Source organism: Sphingobacterium athyrii (genome assembly GCF_003071065.1).
GTDB classification, from domain to species: domain Bacteria; phylum Bacteroidota; class Bacteroidia; order Sphingobacteriales; family Sphingobacteriaceae; genus Sphingobacterium; species Sphingobacterium athyrii.
Map to the genome: position 1 here is coordinate 866,831 of NZ_QCXX01000002.1, position 21,936 is coordinate 888,766.

General features: G+C 36.4%; 27 protein-coding genes and 1 pseudogene. 10 read left to right on the forward strand and 18 right to left on the reverse strand.

All coding sequences use genetic code 11. The annotated features are described in order from the left end of the window. The first annotated feature begins 432 nt into the window (after nt 1-432). From DCO56_RS10225 to DCO56_RS10250, 6 genes are all read left to right on the forward strand, one after another. Nucleotides 433-1,161, forward strand: coding sequence for a helix-turn-helix domain-containing protein (locus DCO56_RS10225; RefSeq protein ID WP_342749294.1), 729 nt, complete (start codon nt 433-435; stop codon nt 1,159-1,161). A gap of 34 nt (nt 1,162-1,195) precedes the next feature. Further along, the gene (locus DCO56_RS10230) at nt 1,196-1,567 is read left to right on the forward strand and encodes a VOC family protein (protein ID WP_108633628.1); all 372 of its coding nucleotides are present in this window, start codon (nt 1,196-1,198) and stop codon (nt 1,565-1,567) included. 676 nt (nt 1,568-2,243) lie between these two features. After that, nucleotides 2,244-2,660, forward strand: a complete 417-nt coding sequence (locus DCO56_RS10235) for a MarR family winged helix-turn-helix transcriptional regulator (RefSeq protein WP_108633629.1) — start codon at nt 2,244-2,246, stop codon at nt 2,658-2,660. 9 nt (nt 2,661-2,669) lie between these two features. Continuing rightward, a complete protein-coding gene (locus tag DCO56_RS10240; RefSeq protein ID WP_108633630.1) occupies nt 2,670-3,017 on the forward strand; it encodes a GIY-YIG nuclease family protein in 348 nt (115 codons plus the stop codon). A 1-nt stretch (nt 3,018) separates the two neighbouring features. Continuing rightward, nucleotides 3,019-3,441 (forward strand): DUF1330 domain-containing protein, encoded by a 423-nt coding sequence (locus DCO56_RS10245; protein WP_108633631.1) that lies wholly within the window; start codon nt 3,019-3,021, stop codon nt 3,439-3,441. 10 nt (nt 3,442-3,451) lie between these two features. Further along, nucleotides 3,452-4,348, forward strand: a complete 897-nt coding sequence (locus tag DCO56_RS10250; RefSeq protein ID WP_108633632.1) for an alpha/beta fold hydrolase — start codon at nt 3,452-3,454, stop codon at nt 4,346-4,348. A gap of 10 nt (nt 4,349-4,358) precedes the next feature. Here DCO56_RS10250 and DCO56_RS10255 read toward each other — a convergent pair whose 3' ends face one another. The 10 genes from DCO56_RS10255 to DCO56_RS10300 all read right to left on the reverse strand — a co-directional run bounded on the left by DCO56_RS10255 (nt 4,359) and on the right by DCO56_RS10300 (nt 11,804). After that, the gene (locus tag DCO56_RS10255) at nt 4,359-5,258 is read right to left on the reverse strand and encodes an MBL fold metallo-hydrolase (protein WP_108633633.1); all 900 of its coding nucleotides are present in this window, start codon (nt 5,256-5,258) and stop codon (nt 4,359-4,361) included. Between the two features lie 18 nt (nt 5,259-5,276). After that, nucleotides 5,277-6,125, reverse strand: a complete 849-nt coding sequence (locus DCO56_RS10260) for an alpha/beta fold hydrolase (protein ID WP_108633634.1) — start codon at nt 6,123-6,125, stop codon at nt 5,277-5,279. A gap of 35 nt (nt 6,126-6,160) precedes the next feature. Then, nucleotides 6,161-6,634, reverse strand: a complete 474-nt coding sequence (locus DCO56_RS10265; protein WP_108633635.1) for a PaaI family thioesterase — start codon at nt 6,632-6,634, stop codon at nt 6,161-6,163. Nucleotides 6,635-6,693: 59 nt separating this feature from the next. After that, nucleotides 6,694-7,233 (reverse strand): DinB family protein, encoded by a 540-nt coding sequence (locus DCO56_RS10270; protein WP_108633636.1) that lies wholly within the window; start codon nt 7,231-7,233, stop codon nt 6,694-6,696. 10 nt (nt 7,234-7,243) lie between these two features. Then, a complete protein-coding gene (locus DCO56_RS10275; RefSeq protein ID WP_165307499.1) occupies nt 7,244-7,783 on the reverse strand; it encodes an alpha/beta hydrolase in 540 nt (179 codons plus the stop codon). Nucleotides 7,784-7,935: 152 nt separating this feature from the next. Beyond that, on the reverse strand, nt 7,936-8,757 hold the full coding sequence (locus DCO56_RS10280) for a class I SAM-dependent methyltransferase (RefSeq protein WP_108633638.1): 822 nt from the start codon (nt 8,755-8,757) through the stop codon (nt 7,936-7,938). Nucleotides 8,758-8,767: 10 nt separating this feature from the next. Beyond that, nucleotides 8,768-9,223 carry a VOC family protein gene (locus DCO56_RS10285; protein ID WP_108633639.1) on the reverse strand — a complete coding sequence of 152 codons (456 nt, stop codon included), beginning with the start codon at nt 9,221-9,223 and terminating at the stop codon, nt 8,768-8,770. A 52-nt stretch (nt 9,224-9,275) separates the two neighbouring features. Then, nucleotides 9,276-9,710 carry a GNAT family N-acetyltransferase gene (locus DCO56_RS10290; RefSeq protein ID WP_108633640.1) on the reverse strand — a complete coding sequence of 145 codons (435 nt, stop codon included), beginning with the start codon at nt 9,708-9,710 and terminating at the stop codon, nt 9,276-9,278. Between the two features lie 28 nt (nt 9,711-9,738). Beyond that, entirely contained in the window at nt 9,739-11,142 is a 1,404-nt protein-coding gene (gene lpdA, locus DCO56_RS10295; protein ID WP_108633641.1) for a dihydrolipoyl dehydrogenase, read from the reverse strand. A gap of 65 nt (nt 11,143-11,207) precedes the next feature. Then, on the reverse strand, nt 11,208-11,804 hold the full coding sequence (locus tag DCO56_RS10300; RefSeq protein WP_219929356.1) for a TetR/AcrR family transcriptional regulator: 597 nt from the start codon (nt 11,802-11,804) through the stop codon (nt 11,208-11,210). A gap of 449 nt (nt 11,805-12,253) precedes the next feature. On the opposite strand from DCO56_RS10300, the gene DCO56_RS10305 reads away from it, so the two are divergent. The 4 genes from DCO56_RS10305 to DCO56_RS10320 all read left to right on the forward strand — a co-directional run bounded on the left by DCO56_RS10305 (nt 12,254) and on the right by DCO56_RS10320 (nt 16,590). Further along, nucleotides 12,254-13,675, forward strand: a complete 1,422-nt coding sequence (locus DCO56_RS10305; RefSeq protein ID WP_108633643.1) for an aminotransferase-like domain-containing protein — start codon at nt 12,254-12,256, stop codon at nt 13,673-13,675. A gap of 81 nt (nt 13,676-13,756) precedes the next feature. Further along, entirely contained in the window at nt 13,757-14,671 is a 915-nt protein-coding gene (locus DCO56_RS10310) for a DMT family transporter (RefSeq protein WP_108633644.1), read from the forward strand. Nucleotides 14,672-14,785: 114 nt separating this feature from the next. Further along, nucleotides 14,786-15,724: an NAD(P)-dependent oxidoreductase gene (locus tag DCO56_RS10315; protein WP_108633645.1), complete on the forward strand. Its 939-nt coding sequence runs from the start codon at nt 14,786-14,788 to the stop codon at nt 15,722-15,724. Between the two features lie 80 nt (nt 15,725-15,804). After that, nucleotides 15,805-16,590 carry a PhzF family phenazine biosynthesis protein gene (locus DCO56_RS10320; protein ID WP_108633646.1) on the forward strand — a complete coding sequence of 262 codons (786 nt, stop codon included), beginning with the start codon at nt 15,805-15,807 and terminating at the stop codon, nt 16,588-16,590. A 25-nt stretch (nt 16,591-16,615) separates the two neighbouring features. Here DCO56_RS10320 and DCO56_RS30065 read toward each other — a convergent pair. From DCO56_RS30065 to DCO56_RS10360, 8 genes and pseudogenes are all read right to left on the reverse strand, one after another. Continuing rightward, nucleotides 16,616-16,792, reverse strand: a pseudogene (locus tag DCO56_RS30065) (thioredoxin family protein); the annotation flags it as partial. A gap of 5 nt (nt 16,793-16,797) precedes the next feature. After that, nucleotides 16,798-17,241: a hypothetical protein gene (locus DCO56_RS10330; RefSeq protein WP_219929357.1), complete on the reverse strand. Its 444-nt coding sequence runs from the start codon at nt 17,239-17,241 to the stop codon at nt 16,798-16,800. Nucleotides 17,242-17,252: 11 nt separating this feature from the next. Then, nucleotides 17,253-17,645, reverse strand: a complete 393-nt coding sequence (locus tag DCO56_RS10335; RefSeq protein WP_108633647.1) for an OsmC family protein — start codon at nt 17,643-17,645, stop codon at nt 17,253-17,255. Between the two features lie 70 nt (nt 17,646-17,715). Further along, complete coding sequence (locus tag DCO56_RS10340; RefSeq protein WP_108633648.1) at nt 17,716-18,417, reverse strand: type 1 glutamine amidotransferase domain-containing protein; 702 nt, start codon at nt 18,415-18,417, stop codon at nt 17,716-17,718. A 111-nt stretch (nt 18,418-18,528) separates the two neighbouring features. Further along, a complete protein-coding gene (locus tag DCO56_RS10345) occupies nt 18,529-19,119 on the reverse strand; it encodes a sigma-70 family RNA polymerase sigma factor (protein WP_108633649.1) in 591 nt (196 codons plus the stop codon). Nucleotides 19,120-19,243: 124 nt separating this feature from the next. Next, complete coding sequence (locus DCO56_RS10350) at nt 19,244-20,287, reverse strand: NAD(P)-dependent alcohol dehydrogenase (protein ID WP_108633650.1); 1,044 nt, start codon at nt 20,285-20,287, stop codon at nt 19,244-19,246. 85 nt (nt 20,288-20,372) lie between these two features. Further along, complete coding sequence (locus DCO56_RS10355; protein ID WP_108633651.1) at nt 20,373-20,660, reverse strand: hypothetical protein; 288 nt, start codon at nt 20,658-20,660, stop codon at nt 20,373-20,375. A gap of 364 nt (nt 20,661-21,024) precedes the next feature. Continuing rightward, on the reverse strand, nt 21,025-21,927 hold the full coding sequence (locus tag DCO56_RS10360; RefSeq protein ID WP_108633652.1) for a helix-turn-helix domain-containing protein: 903 nt from the start codon (nt 21,925-21,927) through the stop codon (nt 21,025-21,027). Between the last annotated feature and the right edge of the window lie 9 nt (nt 21,928-21,936).

A 21,936-nucleotide genomic window follows, 5' to 3' on the forward strand; every position in this document is an offset into this window, starting at 1 on the left:
GTGATCACTTTATCATCCACCATAACTCTTGATTCATCTCTCGTCTTGTGTTGATGGTATACTGAGAAACACTTATTTATTGTAATTTTATATGAAATATAATCAAAGGAGTCTTTTGAACATTTGATCAATAAATTGAACGAGGTTGAGCACGGTGTAGTGTTTTGAAGATAGGGCATGTAACATCTTTTTATAGTAGAACCGTACCCGAATGTTTTGATATTGTTTCAGATTTAATAAATTGTGCGTATCATTAAGAGCGATTGACTGCTGTGTTTATTATATTTTTTTTGCGCAGCAATCCAAGAACGTAATTAAGATTCTCTTTGACTTGGCTTATAAATTAACTTTTGTTGTGTTGAATTGTCCATTAATAATTTAATTAATTTAATTTTTTGCTGTCTTTTGAAAACTGATTTGGAATATATCTCTTTGCCACCGCAAGAATGCCTGAGCCACCTTATTGAAAGTATATGGATGGTAAGAAATCATTCTGAGGACCGTACGGAATCCATAATTCTTCCTGACGGAAAGATCGATCTTTTCTTATTTCTGGATGATGGTGTAAATTTTGAAATTTTTATAGGAGGAATATGTAATAAACCCATAGTAAAACATCCTTTTCCCAAATCGGTAATGTTTGCCATCAGTTTTTATCCCATGGCTGCGGAATACGTATTTAAGCGTTCCTTTTCAGACTTCCTTAATAAAAAAATTATTTTACCACCTGGTTATATGGGCTTCTACAGAGAGGATATGCAAAATTTTGAAGGCTTCTACAGGAAAGCATGTGTTACCATGCAGCGAATAGTAACAGATCCGATCGATACTCGTAAGGTCAAGCTGTTTGATCTGATTAATCGTTCAAAGGGAGAAACTAAAGTTGAGGCCATTGCATCAGAAATCGGATGGAGTAGTCGAGAAATAAACCGATACTTCAGGAAATGGCTAGGGATAACTTTAAAAACCTACATTGACATTATCAAATTCTGCAATTCACTCAAACAGGTAAAAAGCGGACACTTTTATCCCGAATTAAGTTATGCGGACCAATCACACTTTATAAGAACAGTGAAGAAATTTTCGGGAACTAGACCAACTGTTTTAGGAAAAAATGAAAATGACCGATTTATCCAATTGACAACATTATCTGATGATTAATTTTGTTTTGTAAAATAAACAAGACTTAATTAAAATGGAATTAAATCACATTAATCTGGTTGTAAGAGATGTCGATAAAGCTGTTGAACTATTCAGTACACATATGGGCTTTGAACTTATAATCAATCGCAATAGTAAGATGGCTGTTATGGAAAATAACAAAAAATTTGCATTGGTAATTTGGGGACAGGTAATGAATAACGAAGAAAAAGAACCGGATTATCCGAAGAATTTTCACATTGGATTTTATCAGGAGGATGAAAATTCAGTATACCACGTTTATGATAAAATTAAAGATGAATTATATCTAAGAGTTGAAGATGTCCCAAAAAAAATGCGGAATACCTTTGGTTTTTATTTTTATTTTGAGAATCTGATGATTGAGATAAGTGTAAACCCATTTTAGTTATCAAGTAGAATTGAATCCTTATTGTCGGGCAGGTCGGATTAGCCGATCCTGTCCACTTGGTACTTAGAAACATACATATAATATTAATAAATATGAGATGTCAAGATCTCCTATGATGCCATAAAAATTTGTATGTCCATTTTAAATGGAGAGTTAAATGGGTGCAACCTGTTACTTTTGGACTTTGTGAACTTCTATGGGAATAGAAACTATCGAAAAATGCTTGTAAACATGCACATTTTGCTAAGTATATTACGGCTTCAAATCGGCTTTTAATATATTTTAAGCCGATTTCGATTATTTCTCTAAACTGAGTTATTTTTTGAGATTTTTGATATTTCACCCAATTATGGGTAACAATTGGTTAGCTGATCTTGTTTAGTATTAGAGATACGACCCAGGATGTCGGATCGCCAATCCTTCAAATTTACCTGATGATGGAAATCCTACAATATGCTGTAAATCTCCAGGGGACTGGGTTAAACTAAATCACGCCTTTTTTCTTTTCCATATCCATTCTGATGTTAAAATGAAAACATCATTAAATGATATCGAATAGTTGTCAAGATGTATTAAAGCGGGTTTACGAAATTAGCTATAGCTGTTGCACGTATAAACAAAATGCTTATATTTGCAATATACTTGACTAATCAAGTATATTGCAAATAGTAGAATGAAAGAAATAAGTACAATTCTGAATATTTTAAAGGTTCAATCTGTCATTACGAAGAAGTTTGACGGTTTAAGTCTTCATGGTATTAGCCTTACCGACTATATGATCCTGTATATTTTAAGTAGTGCACCTGGTAACCGTTTAAAAAGAATTGATCTTGCTGAGAATACAGGTTTAACCGCCTCTGGCATTACGCGGATTATTTTGCCAATGGAAAAAATGGGACTTGTAGAGAAAGAAAATAGTGATAGGGATGCGAGGGTGAGTTATGTAAAACTCACTTCTGCCGGAGAAAGAATTTTTACAGAAGCTACCACTACAGCAGGATATATATCCAAAAAGCTATTAGAAGGAATTATAACGGAAGATCTAAGTGTTTTCGCCGGACAATTGAAAATTTTAGGAGGCGATCTTTAAATTTAATGAATGAACATGGACAAAAAGTACAGAAAGAAATTAAACGCTGAGTTTTTAGAGATGAAACCGTTAATGGGTGTATTGACTATTCTGAATAATGCAGAAAATAAAATATTTATCAGGGAGAGTATTAATTTAAGAGCACTTTATAACAGAATCCGGTTTGAACTGAACAACGGACAATTTGATAACAGAAACTTACAGGACGATTGGATCCGGCTGGGAGAGAAGAGTTTCGTTTTTGAAAATACGATCATTGTTCCATGGGAAGAGAACATCATAGACTATAAAAAGAAGTTGCAGAAAGCCAGAAATGATCTGAAAGAAGAGCAAAGTAAAGCCAGAAATATATATTGATATGGAAAGCAAAACCTATTTATATCCAACCTACGAAGCCGGCCGGGATCTTATGTTAAAAAATATTCAAGGCTCAATCGTAAATTTAAATCTGATACATTTAAAGGAAATTGCTGATTATTCCGAGTTTCCTGAAATTGCACCTGCCGGCCAAATTTCTGGATACGAAGCTTTTATGCTTTATATAGAACTTGCCAAACCTTTTCTAGAGCAGGGTGGCGGAGAGATTCTTTTCATTGGAAAAGGAGACCGCTTTTTGATAGGTCCTCAGGACGAACAGTGGGATGTCTGTATGCTGGTTAGACAAAAGAGTAAATCAGATTTTTTTGCATTTGAGCAAGATCCGGATTATATGAAAATTACAGGCCATCGCTCGGCTGCTATATTGGATTCCAGACTTTTACCTTTAGAAATTGCACTGTAGTAAATTATTTATGGGGTATACTGAACTAAAAAATGCTACCATCTATTATGAAGTATTTGGAGCTGAAAACAACAAAACTATTGTACTCATCAGTGGGTTAAACACACAAATGACCCGTTGGGAACTTCCATTTTGTAATAAGCTTGCAGAAGAAGGATTTCGTGTAATCTGCTTTGACAATAGAGATTGTGGAAAAAGTACTTTTACTACCTATGATAGCAACGACAGCTATAGCTTTTCCTTGAATGATTTTCTACAGCATCCAGAAAAATATCCTGCCCCTTATTCTTTATTGGATATGGCAGATGATATAAAAGATTTGCTGCATTCACTTGGCATCCGGAACGCAAATATTGTAGGGCGTTCAATGGGTGGCATCATAGCACAGCTATTTGCATCACGGTATCCGGAAATGACTCAGACACTGACTTTATTGATATCTTCAAGCTTTAATCCTGCTCTTCCGAAGCCTGATGATGCCTTGGTAAAAAAAATGACCAGCTCATCTGTTAATTTCGAAGATAACCGGGAAGCCTATTTGAAAGAAAAAATAGGCTTTATGAAAGCTATTTATGGCAGCAGATATATCCTCAATGAGGAAAAAGAGCAGGCGCTAATTATTGAAGATGAAATCCGAAAATCTTCTTTAGTAAGACCTTATCGTCAAATAGTTGCCCTCGTAACTTATATATTTAATCCGAATGTTCTTATTGATATTCAGGCGCCTACCATAGTGATACATGGGAACGAAGATCCGCTTTTCAGTATAGAACATGCGACCGATATAAAAAATAATATATCCGGCTCTCAGCTGATCATAAAAAATGGTATGGGACACGCTATACCGGATTCACTGTTTCCGTCACTGGTGAAAGACATTTCAGATTTTATTGCTAAAACTGAATAAAAAATCATTATCAAAATGTAAGTAACAACGGTGAGAGATATGGTTTTGGAGTCCATTGCCATTGATCATGAAATCTGTCAATAAACCCTATTCCCGGCCAGGGAAGGTGGGACGCACAAACCATAGACTTTTGCTTATAACATTGTTCCAGTATATTTTTTCGGGTGTTGATTCCCAAAGAAAAATCAGCATCCCATTGTGTACCCCAAACCGGATTGGAGATCAGTACAGGACTATGAACCAGGTCAACCAGATGCGTAATGGATAGCTTACCCGAATAAACCGTAAATATAATGTGTCCGGGAGTATGTCCCGGAGCTGCCTGCGTTTTAATACAGGAAAATAATTCATCACCTGCATCAAATATTTCTAAACGGTGGGTAATGGCTCCTAATATCTGTTTAACCAGTGAAACAGACGCATGTCCAAACTCAGGCCTCCTGCTGTTGGGGAAATTAGGATGCTGTGTAAACCAAAATTCCAGTTCAGTCCGTGAAATATAGAATCTTGCATTTGGAAATACCAGATTGCCATCTTCGGTTAATATGCCTCCAATGTGATCCCGATGAGCATGCGTTATCAATACATCGGAAATATCACTGGCTCCGAATCCAGCACTTTTCAGACTATGTAATAATTTTCCTGCATTTTTTTTATCATAAATGCCTTCTCCTGTATCTACAAGTATTAATTGTTCATTCTTTCGGATAAGCATTACATTAATAGGAGCTTCATAGATATCGGCAGGTAAATGCAGTCGGTTGAGCTCTTTTTGAAGATCTGCAGATGCTGCATCCGTCGCAATAATGGGTTGATATGATCCTATATCAAAATATCCATCGGAAAGAATATAAATTTCCAGGTTATCAAATGGAATCTTGAGGTGACTGTAGTTTGTTTGCATATTCATTAGAGTACTGCGATTTAATTAGCATTTGGTTTTGTTTAAAAAAGGAAATATTCGTGGTGCTAATCCAGCCAAAACATGTCCCATTTCCGGAATGGTTATTATGGTAAAGTCGTCGATAATATTTTGAAATCTAGCGGCAATTTCCTGAGTAGAGCGGATTACATCCTGTTCTCCGCCGATGAATAGCACAGGCATTGTCAAACGGCTGAGTTCATCATCTGAAAAAATATATTCTTTTTCTATCCTCGCATTAAAATTGGTTTGTATTAAATCCATAAATGCTACAATTTTTTGATCCACACGCTGGCTTCCTAAGACCAATCTATTAATCTTGATACGACCAGTTGCTCCCAAAAGGGAATAGAGCAGGGCTTTCATGATAAATGATGTTTTGGTAGGAACTACTCCTGCAGGTGTCAGCAAAATCAGCCGGTCGACTAATTCAGGAAAGCTTGTTGCAAAGCGTAATGCCAACCATCCTCCTTGCGATAATCCGATTATATTTGCCTTGCTGATATTGAGCCTGTCGAAAACCTCTTTTAGCCATTCAGCGAAATCTTTTGTTTGATAGGAAGGTCTGGTTTCTGCGCTCTTTCCTGCCTCTCCGATAATATCTATTGCTATGACTTTATATTGTTTTGAATATTCAGCCATGTCTGATAACCATGACGTCGCGTTAGAAGACGCGCCATGCAGTAAGATGACAATTTCTTGGTGTTGACTTCCATCCTCCAAAAAATGGGTGTCCCCATAAGTTGTTTTCAGCACGCCGGTTTTCAAATTCAATGAAGCATTTTTTATTGCATCGTCGTAAGCCCGGATAATTTTGTCTTTTCCTTCAGGGCTTTTAAAGATTGATTTATTCATGAATGGTTTGTATAAAGTTGTAATTGAGCATTGGATTAACGTCCTGTCGCTTTAACACCTCTTAAAGTCATGACCGTACTTGTTATCATAGCGGCTTTTTTACCATCACTGCGGAAAATATCGCATTGATAGTGACTTAAATTTTTTCCACTATGTAAGGGGGATGCTTTGGCAGTGAGTATATCCTCGAAAACGGGCCGGTAAAAATTGATTTTCAATTCTACGGATGTAAAAGTTTCGCCTTCCTGAATAAGGGTCGAATGTGCGGTTCCGATGGCTGCGTCTGCCAGTTCACAAAGCAGGCCTCCGTGAATTGTTCCCTGCTGGTTACTGTGTTTTTCTTTTGTTGTATTGATTTGAACAGTTGCTGTACCTAAACCGACTTCCATAATGTCTATGCCCAATGTTTTTGATATTGGTGTTGGGTAATGCATGTGCGTATGCATGTCATCGGTAGTTTCACTTTTTATCAATTTATTTAGGTAATCTAATATCGATAGTTTTGTCATATACGTTGTTATTATATTTATAAAAAAATAAACCAATCGGTTTTTTTTTGGCTAAAAAATTATATGTTTTCCATGCTTCCTATTATAGACTGTATGGCATGCAAATGGTGCAAATCATGCTCAGCAACAAAATGCATCAGGTCAATGATATTCATTGGTTGATGTAATCTCGGATGCATACTTGTCTTCAACAAGTCTTCTTCACTCATTTTTTGAAGCATTGCAATTGTTTTGTGTCTTTCGCTGACCAGGTTCTTAATAAGCTCTTCAATCAACATGTTGTTGAAAGAAGACTTATCGGTTGCTGTATTGTTTAAATCGGCAGGGGACAGATCTGGTTTTCCTTCCTTTATATCTCTAAAACGGATTCGCCATAGATCTTCTAAAAGGATTAAATGCCCTATATTCTCATTGACAGACCATTTATCTCTCATTTTGCGGGTTGAAACCTCTGTAGGACAACTTTTCAGCAGCTTATTTAGAACAGCCGGAAAATGTTCAAGTCGTTTTAGAAATTCGTCAAAATATTCCGAACCTGTGTTTGAATCAAATTGCCGATCGAACCATCTGACAAACGATTGTGGCTTTACTTCTTTCATTAGTATCAATTTATAGGTTATTACTATTGATCCATGCTTTGACAGGTATTATCCACTCATCTAATGCCCTGAACAGAAAGCCGTGTTCCAGACCTGTGTTGAGGGTAATTTCCTTAAAAGATTTTAAACCAGAATTTTTAAGCCTAAGTTGCCTTGATAATAACTCAGCGCCGACATCGGTTTTTTCGTTAATCGATAAAACCTTTCCGTAGAGCCTGAACTTTCGATCTTCGTTCAACGAGTCATTTTTAAAGCTTGCGCCAATAATTACAAATTTTAAATCTGGATTTTTGGCATAATAGGAGATGTATTGAGCTATATAACCTCCCTGAGACGTTCCGACAATTGCAATCCGGTCATAGGGAACTCCGAATCTGTGTAAGCTGTCAATTTTAAGGATCACCTTTTTTGCATACATCTTAGGATCAGTGCCGGGATTTCTCTTTTCAGATATTAGTACAGAATTTGTGGATCGAAGTTTTTCTAAAATAGCTGTATATGCCGCTGGTCCGTATTTAGGATGGGATTCATTTAAGGAATGTTCTTCCAAAAATTTATTATGCAAAAAAAATACATACTTTTTTTGAGTACTATTTTGAGCATTAATAGCAAACGGAAGAAATGACAGATAAAGAAATAGTAACCTAAGAAACATATAATTTGAATAAACAGACTATTTTAATTTAGAGACAACATCAGATTTTATTGTTCCTTATCCATAAGATGCCCTTTTGAGGCTGTCAATGCATACACCATAGGGATTTTGTCTCCAAGATGAGCAATTCTGAACTTACCGGGTTCAAATTCAATTGAATTATTGAAATTATTGTATGGTGAATAATCAAATTCTTCAATGGAATTCATTTCTAAACCATTTTGCATCAGATTACTTATTACTTCAGCTAAGCCGTGGTTCCAGCCAATTGATTTGACTTCAAATTCCGCTTCTTTATCTGCATAAGTTCCTTTTTCAGTTTCTATAATGGCTCCGGAATTAAAATATCTGTATTCAATCTTTTTAAACCCCGAATCAAACATCCAGACAACCGGATGAAATTCTACAAAAACAAACGTACCACCGGGTTTCAGGAATTTCGAAATTATCTTTGCCCACCGATCCAGATCCGGAAGCCAGCCGATGGTCCCATAACTTGTAAAGACAATATCAAACTGACGATCCAGATGATTGGGAAGATCATAAACATCGCTGCAGATAAAAGTTGTTGAAACATTACTCTGTTTTGCCAGTTCCCGTGCTCGATCTATTGCTACATCCGAAAGATCAATGCCGACTAAGTCCGCTCCCAGGCGACTTAAAGAGATACTATCCTGTCCGAAATGGCACTGTAAATGCAATACGGATTTTCCTGTCAAATCTCCAAGTAAATTAAGTTCTATATCTTTTAATGAATTTTTCCCATTCAAAAAGGCATCCAGGTTATAAAAATCAGAATTGATGTGAACTTCTGTTCTGGTATTCCAAGATTCCCTGTTTATTTCCAAATAATTGTCTTCTATGTTCATATGTATTTATCTAATGAGATGAATTGATTTTTTGCCATTCCTCGTAGCTAAGTACGCCAAGCTCTGGCTGGCTTTTACCGTTCAGAATATGGATAAACTCCAGTTGATTTCCGTCTGGATCGTCAAAATAAAGAGCAAGTGCGGGCATCCAGGCAAAAACCATTGGTTCATTGCTGCCATTTTTGAGAAAATTATAAGCCTTTAATCCGTTTTTCTCTAAAAAAGTATTTGCATCTTTTAAAATAAAATCTTTGGAACAGCTGAATGCAAAATGTCTTTTATGGAGATTACCTTTTTGTTCCCAAAGTCCGAGCATGGCCTTTTTATTTTCTCCAACCCAAAGAAACGCGATCGGCCTGGTTTCATCATAATGTGCAAGCTGCAGGCCCAATATTTGAGTATAGAAATGCACTGCATTTTCCAAGTTGCTTACCTGGATGTGTGTCTCATATAGTCCTTCAATCATTTTTATGTATTTTATTCTTAATAATTAGAGTGTTGTGATAATTATGACCATTTCATTTTAGCATATGTATGATCGGGTAATCTTTACCTGAGCCATCCTTTTCGGATCTTCCTGCTCTCCTGAACCCTAATTTTTTGTAAAATCCGATGGCCTGACAGTTTTGCTCAATAACGTCAACCTTTGTAATGCCTTTTGTTTCATCCATAAATTGAAATAAGCTCTTGCCATAGCCTTCTCCACGGTAATCATTGTGAACAAACAGCATTTCAAGACTTCCTTCCGATACCGATGAAAATCCGACAGGTTTCCCATTTTCAATAAGGAGAAATACTTCGAGATTGGGCAGATAATCTTTTGGGATGGCTTCTTTAAAATAAGTAAAATCTTCTTCGGCAAGAAAGTCATGTGTAGCTTTGACCGCAGATTCCCAGATTTCCATAATACTGGGATAATCTTCTATGGTTGCCAGTCTGATCTGTTGTGACATAATTTTAAAAAATATAGATATAAATATATTAAATATTCAATGATGGTCTTCCTGATGCTATCGTATAAGCTTCTTTCATTACCTCGGAATAGGTTGGATGGGCATAACTCATTGTAGCCATATCATTTGCTGTCACTTCATATTCCAGTCCGACAACGGCCTGTGCAATCAAATCCGCCGCGCGGGCACCTATGATATGCACTCCCAAAAGTTCGCCGTACTTCGGATCGGAAAGCACCTTTACGAAACCTTCCGTTTCCATTCCGGCTCTGGCTCTGGCATTCACGGCAAAAGGAAATGTACCGACATTATATTCAACTCCCTGTTTCTTTAATTGTTCTTCGGTAGAGCCTACAGAAGCCACTTCCGGCCAGGTGTATACGACTGAAGGGATACGGTCATAATTGATATGAGGTTTCTGACCATTGATTCTCTCCACTACAAATACGGCTTCTTCCTCTGCTTTGTGAGCCAGCATCGCGCCACCTACAACATCTCCAATCGCATAAATGTTTGGAGCTGAAGTCTGAAGCAATTCATCGACTTTCACTGTACCATTGTTGTTCAATTCCACGCTGGTATTTTCTAAACCCAGACCGGTTACATAGGGTTTTCTGCCGACAGCAACTAAAATATAGTCGGCGGTGAGCTCTTGTTCTTCTCCTTGTTTATTTTTGAAAAAAACCTTAGCCGTGTTCCCATGATTTTCAGCTTTGTAGACAGCCTGCTGAAGTTTGATTTCTACACCTTCTTTGGTTAAGATCTTCGATAGAGCTTTACCTAATTCACTATCCATTGTCGCAATGAGATTATCCGCATATTCTAAGATAGTCACTTTGGTTCCGATCCTGTTGAATATGGAAGCCATTTCCACACCGATTACGCCGCCGCCGATAATCACGATGCTATCGGGCTTTTTCTGCAATTCCAGCGCTTCGGTAGAAGTGATGATCCTCTTTTTGTCGATAGTAATGCCCGGAATTGTAGCGGGTTTCGATCCTGTAGCAATAATAAACTTATCTGAATTAATTACAGTTTCAGCCTGATCATCGTGTACAATTTTCAATGTTTCATTATTGACAAAAGAACCTGAACCCTGGAAAACTGTGATCTTATTTTTTCTCATCAAAAAATCCAGACCTTGTGTGTTTTTGGCCACTACCTCGCTTTTTCGCTTAAAAAGCTGTTCAACATTGAGCCGCAGATCCGAATATTCAATGCCGTGTGTTCCGAAACTACTGAGTGCATCTGCATAATGATGCGTACTGTCCAGCAGCGCTTTTGTAGGAATGCAACCTACATTGGTACAAGTGCCACCCAAAGTATTATACTTTTCAATGATTGCTGTTTTATAGCCTAATTGAGCACTTCTAATAGCTGCTACATACCCGCCAGGACCTGACCCTATTACGGTAATATCAAATGTTTCCATCTTATTGTTTAAATATTTTTAATAATCTATAAATAAACCGATCGGTCTTTTTGTAAGCAAAAAAATTATGCTTTCAAATTTCTGATCATTTTCTCTAAAAAAGACATCGCTATATTAAGCTCTGTCATATGGTTGTTGACCTTTGCCTGCATAAATGCACCTTCGATCATCGAGATCATTACTACTGCAATTTCGATAGGATCGGCATCTGCTTTTATTTCATTTCTATCTATGCCGCGTTTGATTTGATTTTCGATAGATGTTTTCCAAAAGTTCAGGGCTTTTTGTACACGTTTCTGGAGTGATGGATGTGTATCATCAGCCTCCGTAGCTGTGTTTAAAATCGGGCAGCCTGCCTGTAAATACGGATATCTGAAATAGTTTTTGTATGTGTGGGGATAAACAAGCAATCTTTCGATAGAATCATTAGTTGCTAAAATACGTTCTTTCATATGCTGTGTTACTTTACCAAAATTGTAGTCAAATACACTTAATGCAATTTCATCCTTATTCTCAAAATTACCGTAAATGCAACCTTTCGAAAGACCGGTTGCACTCATTACATCATTTATTGAAGTACCCGCATAGCCTTTCACATTGAAAACGGTCGAAGTTTTCTCAATGATAAGCTGTTTGGTATTTTCGGATTTTTGAGTTTTCATCAGCAATAATTCTTATTCGGGACAAAGTTAAATAAAAAAATAGAACAATCGGTCTTTTTAAAAATAAACGATAAGATTTTATTTTTTAATCATTCGTTATTTGATTATTATAACTTATATTAATGGCTGCTTTAGAGGACTAAAATATAATGCAAACTGCTTTGGAGAATTATAGTTTCAAGATGTCAAATTTACAGATATTACAAAAAATAGCGTCAATTGTCTCTAGTTGGCGCCATTTGGTTGTTTGTGGCTTGACGAGTGAATCTTCAAATACTTTTATCTATGATTTTGTTCATTTGTGGCAGCTAAGAAATAGTAATGGGGTTCAAAAAAAATACAATATATATAGTGAGTTTATTTAAAATAAATAATTAGTTTTATTAATGGAACTGAATGATAATACAAAATCATTTTTCGTAATTTAAGAGTTATAAAACTTCGTGAAAATGCCAAGAGAAATTCTCTATCTTAAAATCGCAAAAATTTTAGAAAATCAGATATTAAGTGAAACCTTGAGGACTGGCGATAAATTACCCTCCTTACGTTCATTACAAAAAATTTACAACGTTGGACTAAATACTGCACAGCAGGCCTACACTTTGCTTGAGAGTAAATCTTTAATAATTTCAAAGCCAAAGTCAGGATATTTTGTCAGTGGAACCTCTAAACGAAAGTTGGCGCTTCCATCAGTAAGTAACCCGATTGTGACCGCAACAAAAAATGAAACTGAATATCTAACTTATAAGGTTTTTGACGTTTTGAGGGATAAAAGCGTAAGACAATTTTCCTTGGGCGTTCCTGATGAAAAACTTTTGCCAATTTCTAAACTTAACAAAGGAATAATAAAAGTTATGCGGGAACTTGATGGCAGCGGCACTGCATTTGAGCCCGCTCAGGGGAGTTTGAATTTGAGAAGAAATATTGCTAAATGGTCTTTAGCGAGGGAAGGAGAGCTGAGTGAAGATGATATTATAACTACCTTGGGAACAATGAATGCGATTTATCTATGTTTAAATGCTGTAACTAAACCAGGAGATACTATTGCCACTGAGAGCCCTGTATACTTTGGAATATTGCAATTGGCAAAGTCGATGGGATTAAATATTCTTGAATTGCCTACACATCCTGTTACAGGGGTTGACCTGGAGGCATTAAAACAAAATATTAATAAAATTGATCTTTGTTGTTTCACCTGCAATTTCAATAATCCACTAGGAAGTTTGATGCCAGATGAAAACAAAAAGGCCTTAGTGGAACTGTTAACACATTATAACGTTCCGTTAGTTGATGATGATCTTTTTGGGGTTCTTCATTTTGGTGAGACACATCCAACGTTGTGTAAAAATTATGATGAAGCAGGAATAGTGATGAGTTGCGGAGGCTTCTCCAAAACATTGGCGCCAGGATATAGAATAGGATGGATCGAACCAGGCCAATTTAAAGAAAAAATCCTATGGAATAAACTTGTACAAACTGTTGCGATGCCTTCATTGTTACAGGAAGTGATCGCAGATTTTATGGAAAACGGGAGGTATGATCATCATCTCAGGGTACTTCGCCATACGTTATATACTAACTGCCTCAAATTCCAACAAACCATAGAAGAACATTTTCCTGATAATACTAAAATTTCCCAGCCTCAAGGGGGATTTTTCTTATGGTTGGAGCTGGACAAAAAAATTGATACCCGAGAACTCTATGATATTGCTATCAGGCAAAAAATAAGCTTTGCTCCCGGAAGCTTATTTACTGGTCATAATCAGTTCAACAATTGCATGAGATTAAATTTTGCATTAAAATGGGATGAACATGTTTACCAAGATCTCAGACGTTTAGGAAATATGGTCAAAAGACAGATCAATCTGTAGCCATAAAAAAACATAAATCTATATCTGTATTTGTTTATTGTAACATCCGACATTTGTATTGAATGTTGAAACAATATAGTTATGAATAAAAATCTAGCTTTCGGGCTTTTATTATTAGGGATGGCTTTTATGGGCGTTGCTTTTGTATTTGTTAAAGACGCTGTGACATCGTACTCTCCATTTGTATTTCTCTTTTACAGATTTTTAATTTCCACAGTCATTTTATCTGTTATATTCAGCAAAAACTTAAAACAGATTAACATCAGAACATTCGAAGCTTCTTTCCTCTGTGGAATTCCCCTATTTTTTAGTATTTTTTTTCAAACTATTGGTTTACGCTATACGAGTGTTGCAAACTCGGCCTTCATCACTGGAATGGTTGTTCTACTTATTCCGATTTTTAAACTGATATTTTACAAGAAAAAAGTGAAATTTATCATCTGGATCTCTTGTCTGGTTGCAGCAATAGGTTTGTTTATAATTACATTAAAGAACGGGCTTCAGCTTAATATAGGTGACACATGGACCTTTGCATGTGCCATAGCCCTCGCTTTTTACGTGCTTCAAACAGGTAAATTTGCTGAGTCTCCAAATCCGATGGCCCGCGTCACCATTATTATGGCCATATGCACTATAGGCAGTTTATTTGGTGAAATGATGACCGTTGACGCAGAGTGGTTTCCATTAGATTTCAATTTCTGGAAAGGTGTTATTTTTTCGGCAATTTTTGGAACTGTATATATGTATTCGGTGCAAAACTATGTTCAACGTTTCATTTCTGAAGAAAAAGTAGCGCTTGCTTATTTAACAGAACCCATATTTGCAACAGTTTCAGCCGTTATTCTTATTGATGAAAAAGTGAATATTAATACATTCTTAGGTGGTGGCTTGATTTTACTTGCAATGTTTTTATCCGAGCTTAGAACTGCAAATCTCAAGAGATTTTTAAATAGCACTAAAACTGTAAAATCTAGCAGCAACAGTTCAAAAATTTAATGAAATTTCGATATAAAGGTGTCTGCCTCTATGATCAATAGAGAATCATAGTGTACCTGTACGCGTAATCATTTTGGTATGTAATATATTTTTGATATAATAAATTTTATAAGTATGAAAATAGTTCTTTTAGACAAAAAATACTTTCTCTCAGATTTCCCTCAAAATGAATGGGGCGCTGTATGGGAAGAATACGATGATACTCCGGAAGATAAAATTCTAGCGAGATTATCAGGTGCTCACATTGCTTTGACACATGGTGTTAAACTTAACCGTGAAATAGTAAGTAAGCTTCCTGACCTCAAAATGATCTCTGTTAACAGTACTGGTTACGAACGAATTGATGTTGAAGCTTGTAAGGAATTTGGTGTTACTGTTTGTAACATTAAAGATTGGTGTACAAATTCCGTAGTGGAGCATATCTTATCTTGTATGTTTGCTCTTAACAGGCTCTTACCTTCCTATCATAGTTTTGTAAGAAACGGGAACTGGAAAGCAACGCCTTATGAAATAGCTTTTAAACCTGCGAAGGAGCTCAGGGGATCAGTTATTGGCATCGTTGGATATGGTATGCTTGGTAAGCATTTAAAGAGCGTTTGCCAAGCAATGGGTTTAACTGTGTTAGTGTCTGAACATAAAAACAGGACTAGTGTACGTAATGGATATACGCTCTTTAACCAGGTTGTAAGGCAGAGTGACTTTCTTGTGATCCAAACACCTTTAAGTAATGAAACATACCATATGATTTCGACTGAAGAGTTTGAGATGATGCAAGATGATGCTTACCTGATCAACTGCGGTCGTGGTGGGCTAATCGATGAAGGTGCATTACTGAAAGCATTAGAACAAAATAAAATCGGTGGAGCGGCACTCGATGTATTGGAAGCTGAAACATTTGAAAACAAAGCGCTACTTCATTATAAAGGCTCCAATCTTATTTTATCGCCACATATTGCCTTTGCCAGTGTACAGTCAATCAAAAAAAATACAGAGATGGTTTTGGACAATGTCAGGCAGTATATTAATGGCAGTCCGATTAATGTTGTTAATTAGATCATTACCAAATGATATAGGCAATAATATTCATGGTCTCCTTTCAATAAATAAATGTAAATAAAAATAGAAAAAATTATATGAACCTTACAATTTATCAAGTAGATGCCTTTGCCGACGAAGTCTTCAAAGGTAATCCAGCTGCAGTATGTCCTTTAACAGAATGGCTGGAGGACGAATTGCTTTTAAAAATAGCAGCAGAGAATAATTTATCAGAAACTGCTTTTTATGTGCAGAAGGATAACCAGTTTGATATTCGATGGTTTACACCGAGCTCAGAAGTGGATCTTTGCGGCCATGCTACTCTCGCATCAGCATTTGTAATTCGTAACTGCGAAAATTATCAAGAACAGCATATCAATTTTTATTCTCCAAGAAGTGGAAGTTTACCGGTTACCGTTTTACAAGATAAATTCGTACTGAATTTTCCTACTGATCAATACATAGAAGTTCCATTATCTGATGAGTTACTTGCTGTAACAGATAAACAGCCTATTGCTGCTTATAGAGGTAAAACTGATTTTATGCTGGTGTTTGAAGACTCGGCGGATATTGCTAGCATGAAACCTAATCTTACAGTCATATCAAAGATTGATGCAAGAGGAATTATTGTCACAGCAAAAGGTATAGATCATGATTTTGTGTCACGATTCTTTGCGCCTGCCGTAGGTGTAGATGAAGATCCTGTCTGTGGTTCTGCCCACACCACGCTTGCTCCGTATTGGGGACAGCAATTGAATAAAACGAATCTGCAAGCTTTTCAGCTGTCGGCGAGAAGCGGTCAAATTTACTGTAAGTTGCTTGGTGACAGAGTTGAACTAGGTGGTACAGCAGTGCTCTATTTAAAAGGGGAGATTTATATTTAGCTTTGTGACGCGAATACATCTCAGCTATTTCTCTGTGCTGATCTATATCTATACGCCCGTAAAATATTTTCTCGCCAAACTTATCCCTGACCTTTTCCAAATTCGGTTTCATCACATGGCAAGGACCACACCATGTAGCATGGAAGTTCAACAGCGTTAGTTGATCCCCTTTAATCATTTCAGACAGATCCATCACTATCATTTTTATTAAACATTCAGTGTATTATAACCTTTGTCTTTAAGCTGGAACATATAGATCCATGAATTTTTAGTTGTATAAAGCCGCTTGTCAAGTTTTTCCAAAGGTATATTGAAATAGCTAAGGGCATTTTCACAGACAACAATCTTAGCGCCAATCTTTTCGCAGGCCGCAATGTCATCTAACAAGGAAGGATCTTCCGCAATATCCTTTGCAAGTTCGCCTGCTACAACTATCACAAAACTATACTGATTGCCTTTGACGTTCATCTCATTAGCAGTAAGTATGGAGGCCCTGAAATGTTGTACATCTGTAACCATCACTGCAAATTTGGTAGAATGCCCCTCGTACTTAGAAGCAGGGGCAGTTTGCTTTCTCTCCTGTGCAAAACAGGAACCAAGTAGCGATAATAACAAAAGTAAGGCGAACAAAGCTCCTGTTTTTAGCTTCATATTTACAGATCTTAATCGTTTTTATAAATAAACTCGTAGTTTTTTTCAATTGCGGGATCTAAACTTTTGCCAACATGACATTTAGTTTTTGCCGCAGCTTCGATCACAGCCTTTTGTTCGGGTGTATAATCATTTTTAAAGAAAATTTTTATATTCATCTTACCCACTTTAGATCCATCTTCACTCATATCATAAGTAATTTCACTTTTGGATTCTGTAGTTTCAAAATGTTCCTTTCGCGCCTCCCAATCAATTGTTCCTAAAATACAACTGCCATAGGCACTAGCCAAAAGATCTACCGGGTTAAAACGTGCAGCATTAACTGCAATTCTTTCTTCACTCAAAGGTGTTTTTGTACTTGATCTGTACTTTCCTTCGTAATTTGTTTCTATTAATATTGACATTTTGTTAAATTTTAAAAGGTTTAAAAATGCTGTTACAGTATACGTATTATAACAGCATTTTGCATTTATTTTATTTTGAAAGTACTTCAGCCAATGCCTCGGCAAGCGGAGCTGCTGATGCTGGACTCTGTCCGGTCATTAATACGCCGTCAACAACTACATTAGGCTCCCAGTTCGCAACACTTTTGTAGTTAGCGCCTCTTCTTTTTAGTTCTTGTTCCAATGAAAACAACAAGTGTTTATCCAGTTCTATTTCATTATCCTCTGCATCTTTGAACCCTGTAAGATTCAAACCTTCAACCAGATATTTTCCATTTGATAATTTGACATCTCTCAGGATAGCTGGTGCGTGACAAACCATTGCGATTGGTCTGTTTGACTCGTAAAAATCTTTTATCAATTTTATAACGAAAGAGTCACTGGCCAAGTCCCAAAGCAAGCCATATCCACCAGGAAAGAAAACGGAATCAAACGTGCTGTAGTCAATGTTTCTGAGTTTTCTTGTATTTTTTGCTGCATATAGTGCAACCGGATCTTCTAAGAAGCGTTCTGTGTATCCTGTTGTGAAGGGTTCTTTCATACTTAGCAAGTCTATCGGAGCATCACCTCCATCCGGAGAAGCAAACACTACCTCATACCCCGCTTCTGTAAGAATATAGTATGGCGCGGCTAATTCTGTAAACCATGTTCCTGATTGTTTACCACTGATACCCATTTCATCAACTGATGACATTACCAATAAAACTCTTTTTTGAATGTTTCCTGTGTTCATAATAATAAAATTTAAATGTTAATATTTTTTTTATTTGTTACTAAGACTGAAACATTTAAAAAAGATGCAAAGAAAAATTATTTTTTTAAAAAATTATTCTAACTAATTGATTTACAATGTTGTTATTTTGCTGTTTTCTATGCTTGCCCGTTCGTTTTTTAGCAATGTACACTCTGATTTGATATCAAAAGATATCATTTCACCGGTCTCTCCAAAGCTGACTACGCAACACTCCAAGAATTTTTCTTTTAGTTTTACCCGTGCTCTTTGAATTCTTGATTTTGTGTTAGGAAGTGTCAGATGCAGTTGTTCTGCTATTTTCTTTTGATCATTACCTTCTATATCGTACAGGTAAAGTGGCTGAGCATATTCCTCAGGTATCAATTTCAACAGTACTTTAATATAATCCGAAGCTTCTCCCAGGACCGATCTTTCCTGCTCGTCTTCTACTATTTCGAAATCCAGAGCATCTCTTTTATTATTCTTCTTATAATAATCTATTATTGCATTTTGCGTCACTTTATAGAGCCAGGATTTTAAGTACATGACATCTTTTCCATTTGAACAGTATTGGTAGCTCTTAAGTAAGACTTCCTGAAGTACATCCTTTGCATCATCCTGATCGGTAATGCGTTTTTTGATGAAGCCTAATAAAGAAGATTTATAATCTTCCCAAACTTCAAATATGTTACATTGTGCCATAGTATTGTTATTGCTTAAGGTTGTTATTGTTTACAAATCAGACCATGGAGCTGTTAAGCCTTTCCGAATGAATGTTTTTAGATCATAAATTATTCTAAAAATTATTAATGCTTGTTTTTAGCATTTATTTTATTTTTTTCATATCGATCACAAAACGGTAATGAACATCGCCTTTCAGCGTGCGCTCAAATGCTGTGTTTATATAATCCGGTGCAATAATTTCAATCTCTGATGTTATATTGTTTTGAGCACAATAATCCAACATTTCCTGTGTTTCGGGAATTCCACCAATAAGGGATCCTGTAATATTTCTTCTTTTAGAAATGAGGTGATATGCTGATAATTGTGGCATCTCGGGAGGCACTCCCAAAAGAATCATAGTTCCGTCTTTTTTTAATAAATTAAGATAGGTGTTATAATCATGTTTAGCCGAAACCGTATCTATAATAAAATGGAAAGACGAAGAAGCATCCTTCATTTGTTGCTGGTCAGAGGTGACTATGAAGTGATGGGCTCCTAAAGCCATTGCACTTTCCTGCTTTGATGGTGAGCCACTTAAAACTGTTACTTCAGCACCGAAACTTACCGCAAATTTTACCGCCATGTGTCCCAGGCCACCCAGCCCTAGTACAGCAACTTTATGTCCACGACCTATTTTCCAATGTTTAAGTGGTGAGTAGGTTGTAATTCCTGCACAGAGCAATGGGGCTACTGCAGCGGGATTTAACTTTTCAGAAATGTGTAAAACGTGGTTTTCATCTACCACAATAGTTTCACTGTAGCCCCCTTTAGATACTGTACCATCCGGAAGTTTGGAATTTTGAGTAGGTACAATGCCTCCGTCACAATATTGCTCTTCGCCAATAGATCCGTCTTCGCAGTTTTTGCAGGAATCAATAAAGTAACCTACGCCCACCATTTCACCTACTTTAAATTTTTTGGCATTACTTCCAACAGATTTTATTCTGCCAACAATTTCATGCCCCGGTACCAGCGGGTAAATAGTTCCCCCATATTCATTTTTTGCCTGATGGATATCTGCGTGACATATGCCGCAGTATAATATCTCGATAAGTACATCGGTATCTTTTGGTTCACTTCTTTCAAAATTGAATGGCGCCAGTTCTGTAGTTGGACTGTGTGCTGCATATCCTTTGGTTGGTATCATTGTTTTATAGTTTTTTAAATATTATACTATGCAGAAATGCTGTCATCTCTCTAGATGACAGCATTTCCCTTGTTTGGAAAATTGCTTACAGTACGCTGTAAATACGTACATCAGGGTTATCTTGCAAATAAGGTTTTAAGGCTACGACCACATCCTTGTTAAAAAGGTCACTTGAAAGATAGTTTTCAGCATCTTGTGTCGATTCAAAACCATGCAGTACCTGTACGTCTTCATCTCTGATCAATAGTTCTTTGGATGTAGCACCTTTGATTTGTTCCAGAAATGGAGCTTTATACTGGTTGTAAACACCTGCTGCATTTGCTCTGTCTGCATCATTTATTTTCAGACTAATTTCTAAATACGCTTTTGCCATGATATATAAATTTATTTTTTACAATACAAAGTTCCGAAGAAGCATACGATGCTAAAATGGACAGAAACGAAAAAAGCTGGTAGAAATCGGAAAATGTGGTAGTTTCCGTTGTTTAAAACCTTAGATTTTAGAGTTTTAATATAAACAACTAAGCAATGAGCATTATATCGAATACCAAGGTCAATTGATTATGATAGCCGTAAGCATTGAAGTCAAGTTAAACTGAGCCCAGCTACAGTGAAATTTTATTCTACTGTTTTTGATAATGAAACAAAATCAGGCTTTACTTCAAATGGATAGTTACATCATACCAATCCGGATATGGGGCATTGAGATGATAGATATGATGCATATGAATTGATAACTATTGAATTGACTTCCTGAATTCAGACGGGGAGGAACCGACGTGCTTTTTAAAATATTTAACAAAATATGATGGATCATCAAAACCCAGTTTATAGCCTATCTCATTAATATTAAAATTTGAATGGACCAACATTCGTTGGGCTTCCAAAACGATTCGTCCCTGTATAATTTGCGAAGGTGTTTTATTTAATGTCTGGCTAGTAATGTCTGATAAAGTGCGAGTCGAAATATGCATCTTTTCTGCATATTCAGCCACGGAGTAGCCTTTGGTATAATTTTCATCAAGAAGGTTGACAAACTGAATAAGTTGTGACCTTTTATCGTCCAGAGCAAAAGGGGTCTTTCCTTCATTTTGTTCAAATTCAATTTTTCTGCGCTGCACCTGGATTAGAAAAGATTTTAAATAGGTACGGAGTAATTCTTCCTGTCCAAAATATCCTGCACCACTGAGAAGTTCAGTTCTGATCAGTCTGATGTACTCCTCTAAAATATACTCAATACCGTAGCCAATGCAACAAGAAGGAGTTTGATAAGGGTTATTGAAAAGACTGCATTTTACAAGAAAATCAATTCCATTATCACTCTGCCCTAGAAACAGTTCACTAAAGTGGAGCAGGTAACCTTCGTAATCTACATTCTCATCAAAATAATGAACCTGATTTTTGGCAATAAAAAAAATGGCATTTTCAAATATTTCATATTCTTTAAAGTCGACAAAATGTTTTCCTATTCCGCTTTTAAACCAGATGATCTGATAGAAACTATGGATATGAGGCTTGGTTGCATTTCCTTGATGCTCTATAAGGTAACCCTTTAAATCGTGAACAGTAAATTGGGCCTTTTCTGGCTGGTGCTGGTTAAGGTGGTATTCCTTTATAGTTGTTGTAATTTTCTTTGCCATACTAATATA

Coding starts and splice junctions, on each gene's coding strand:
- DCO56_RS10230 (WP_108633628.1), top strand. CDS start 1,196: ATGGAATTAAATCACATTAATCTGGTTGTAAGAGATGTCGATAAAGCT.
- DCO56_RS10235 (WP_108633629.1), top strand. CDS start 2,244: ATGAAAGAAATAAGTACAATTCTGAATATTTTAAAGGTTCAATCTGTC.
- DCO56_RS10240 (WP_108633630.1), top strand. CDS start 2,670: ATGAACATGGACAAAAAGTACAGAAAGAAATTAAACGCTGAGTTTTTA.
- DCO56_RS10245 (WP_108633631.1), top strand. CDS start 3,019: ATGGAAAGCAAAACCTATTTATATCCAACCTACGAAGCCGGCCGGGAT.
- DCO56_RS10250 (WP_108633632.1), top strand. CDS start 3,452: ATGGGGTATACTGAACTAAAAAATGCTACCATCTATTATGAAGTATTT.
- DCO56_RS10255 (WP_108633633.1), bottom strand. CDS start 5,258: ATGAATATGCAAACAAACTACAGTCACCTCAAGATTCCATTTGATAAC.
- DCO56_RS10260 (WP_108633634.1), bottom strand. CDS start 6,125: ATGAATAAATCAATCTTTAAAAGCCCTGAAGGAAAAGACAAAATTATC.
- DCO56_RS10265 (WP_108633635.1), bottom strand. CDS start 6,634: ATGACAAAACTATCGATATTAGATTACCTAAATAAATTGATAAAAAGT.
- DCO56_RS10270 (WP_108633636.1), bottom strand. CDS start 7,233: ATGAAAGAAGTAAAGCCACAATCGTTTGTCAGATGGTTCGATCGGCAA.
- DCO56_RS10280 (WP_108633638.1), bottom strand. CDS start 8,757: ATGAACATAGAAGACAATTATTTGGAAATAAACAGGGAATCTTGGAAT.
- DCO56_RS10285 (WP_108633639.1), bottom strand. CDS start 9,223: ATGATTGAAGGACTATATGAGACACACATCCAGGTAAGCAACTTGGAA.
- DCO56_RS10290 (WP_108633640.1), bottom strand. CDS start 9,710: ATGTCACAACAGATCAGACTGGCAACCATAGAAGATTATCCCAGTATT.
- lpdA (WP_108633641.1), bottom strand. CDS start 11,142: ATGGAAACATTTGATATTACCGTAATAGGGTCAGGTCCTGGCGGGTAT.
- DCO56_RS10300 (WP_219929356.1), bottom strand. CDS start 11,804: ATGAAAACTCAAAAATCCGAAAATACCAAACAGCTTATCATTGAGAAA.
- DCO56_RS10305 (WP_108633643.1), top strand. CDS start 12,254: ATGCCAAGAGAAATTCTCTATCTTAAAATCGCAAAAATTTTAGAAAAT.
- DCO56_RS10310 (WP_108633644.1), top strand. CDS start 13,757: ATGAATAAAAATCTAGCTTTCGGGCTTTTATTATTAGGGATGGCTTTT.
- DCO56_RS10315 (WP_108633645.1), top strand. CDS start 14,786: ATGAAAATAGTTCTTTTAGACAAAAAATACTTTCTCTCAGATTTCCCT.
- DCO56_RS10320 (WP_108633646.1), top strand. CDS start 15,805: ATGAACCTTACAATTTATCAAGTAGATGCCTTTGCCGACGAAGTCTTC.
- DCO56_RS10330 (WP_219929357.1), bottom strand. CDS start 17,241: ATGAAGCTAAAAACAGGAGCTTTGTTCGCCTTACTTTTGTTATTATCG.
- DCO56_RS10335 (WP_108633647.1), bottom strand. CDS start 17,645: ATGTCAATATTAATAGAAACAAATTACGAAGGAAAGTACAGATCAAGT.
- DCO56_RS10340 (WP_108633648.1), bottom strand. CDS start 18,417: ATGAACACAGGAAACATTCAAAAAAGAGTTTTATTGGTAATGTCATCA.
- DCO56_RS10345 (WP_108633649.1), bottom strand. CDS start 19,119: ATGGCACAATGTAACATATTTGAAGTTTGGGAAGATTATAAATCTTCT.
- DCO56_RS10350 (WP_108633650.1), bottom strand. CDS start 20,287: ATGATACCAACCAAAGGATATGCAGCACACAGTCCAACTACAGAACTG.
- DCO56_RS10355 (WP_108633651.1), bottom strand. CDS start 20,660: ATGGCAAAAGCGTATTTAGAAATTAGTCTGAAAATAAATGATGCAGAC.
- DCO56_RS10360 (WP_108633652.1), bottom strand. CDS start 21,927: ATGGCAAAGAAAATTACAACAACTATAAAGGAATACCACCTTAACCAG.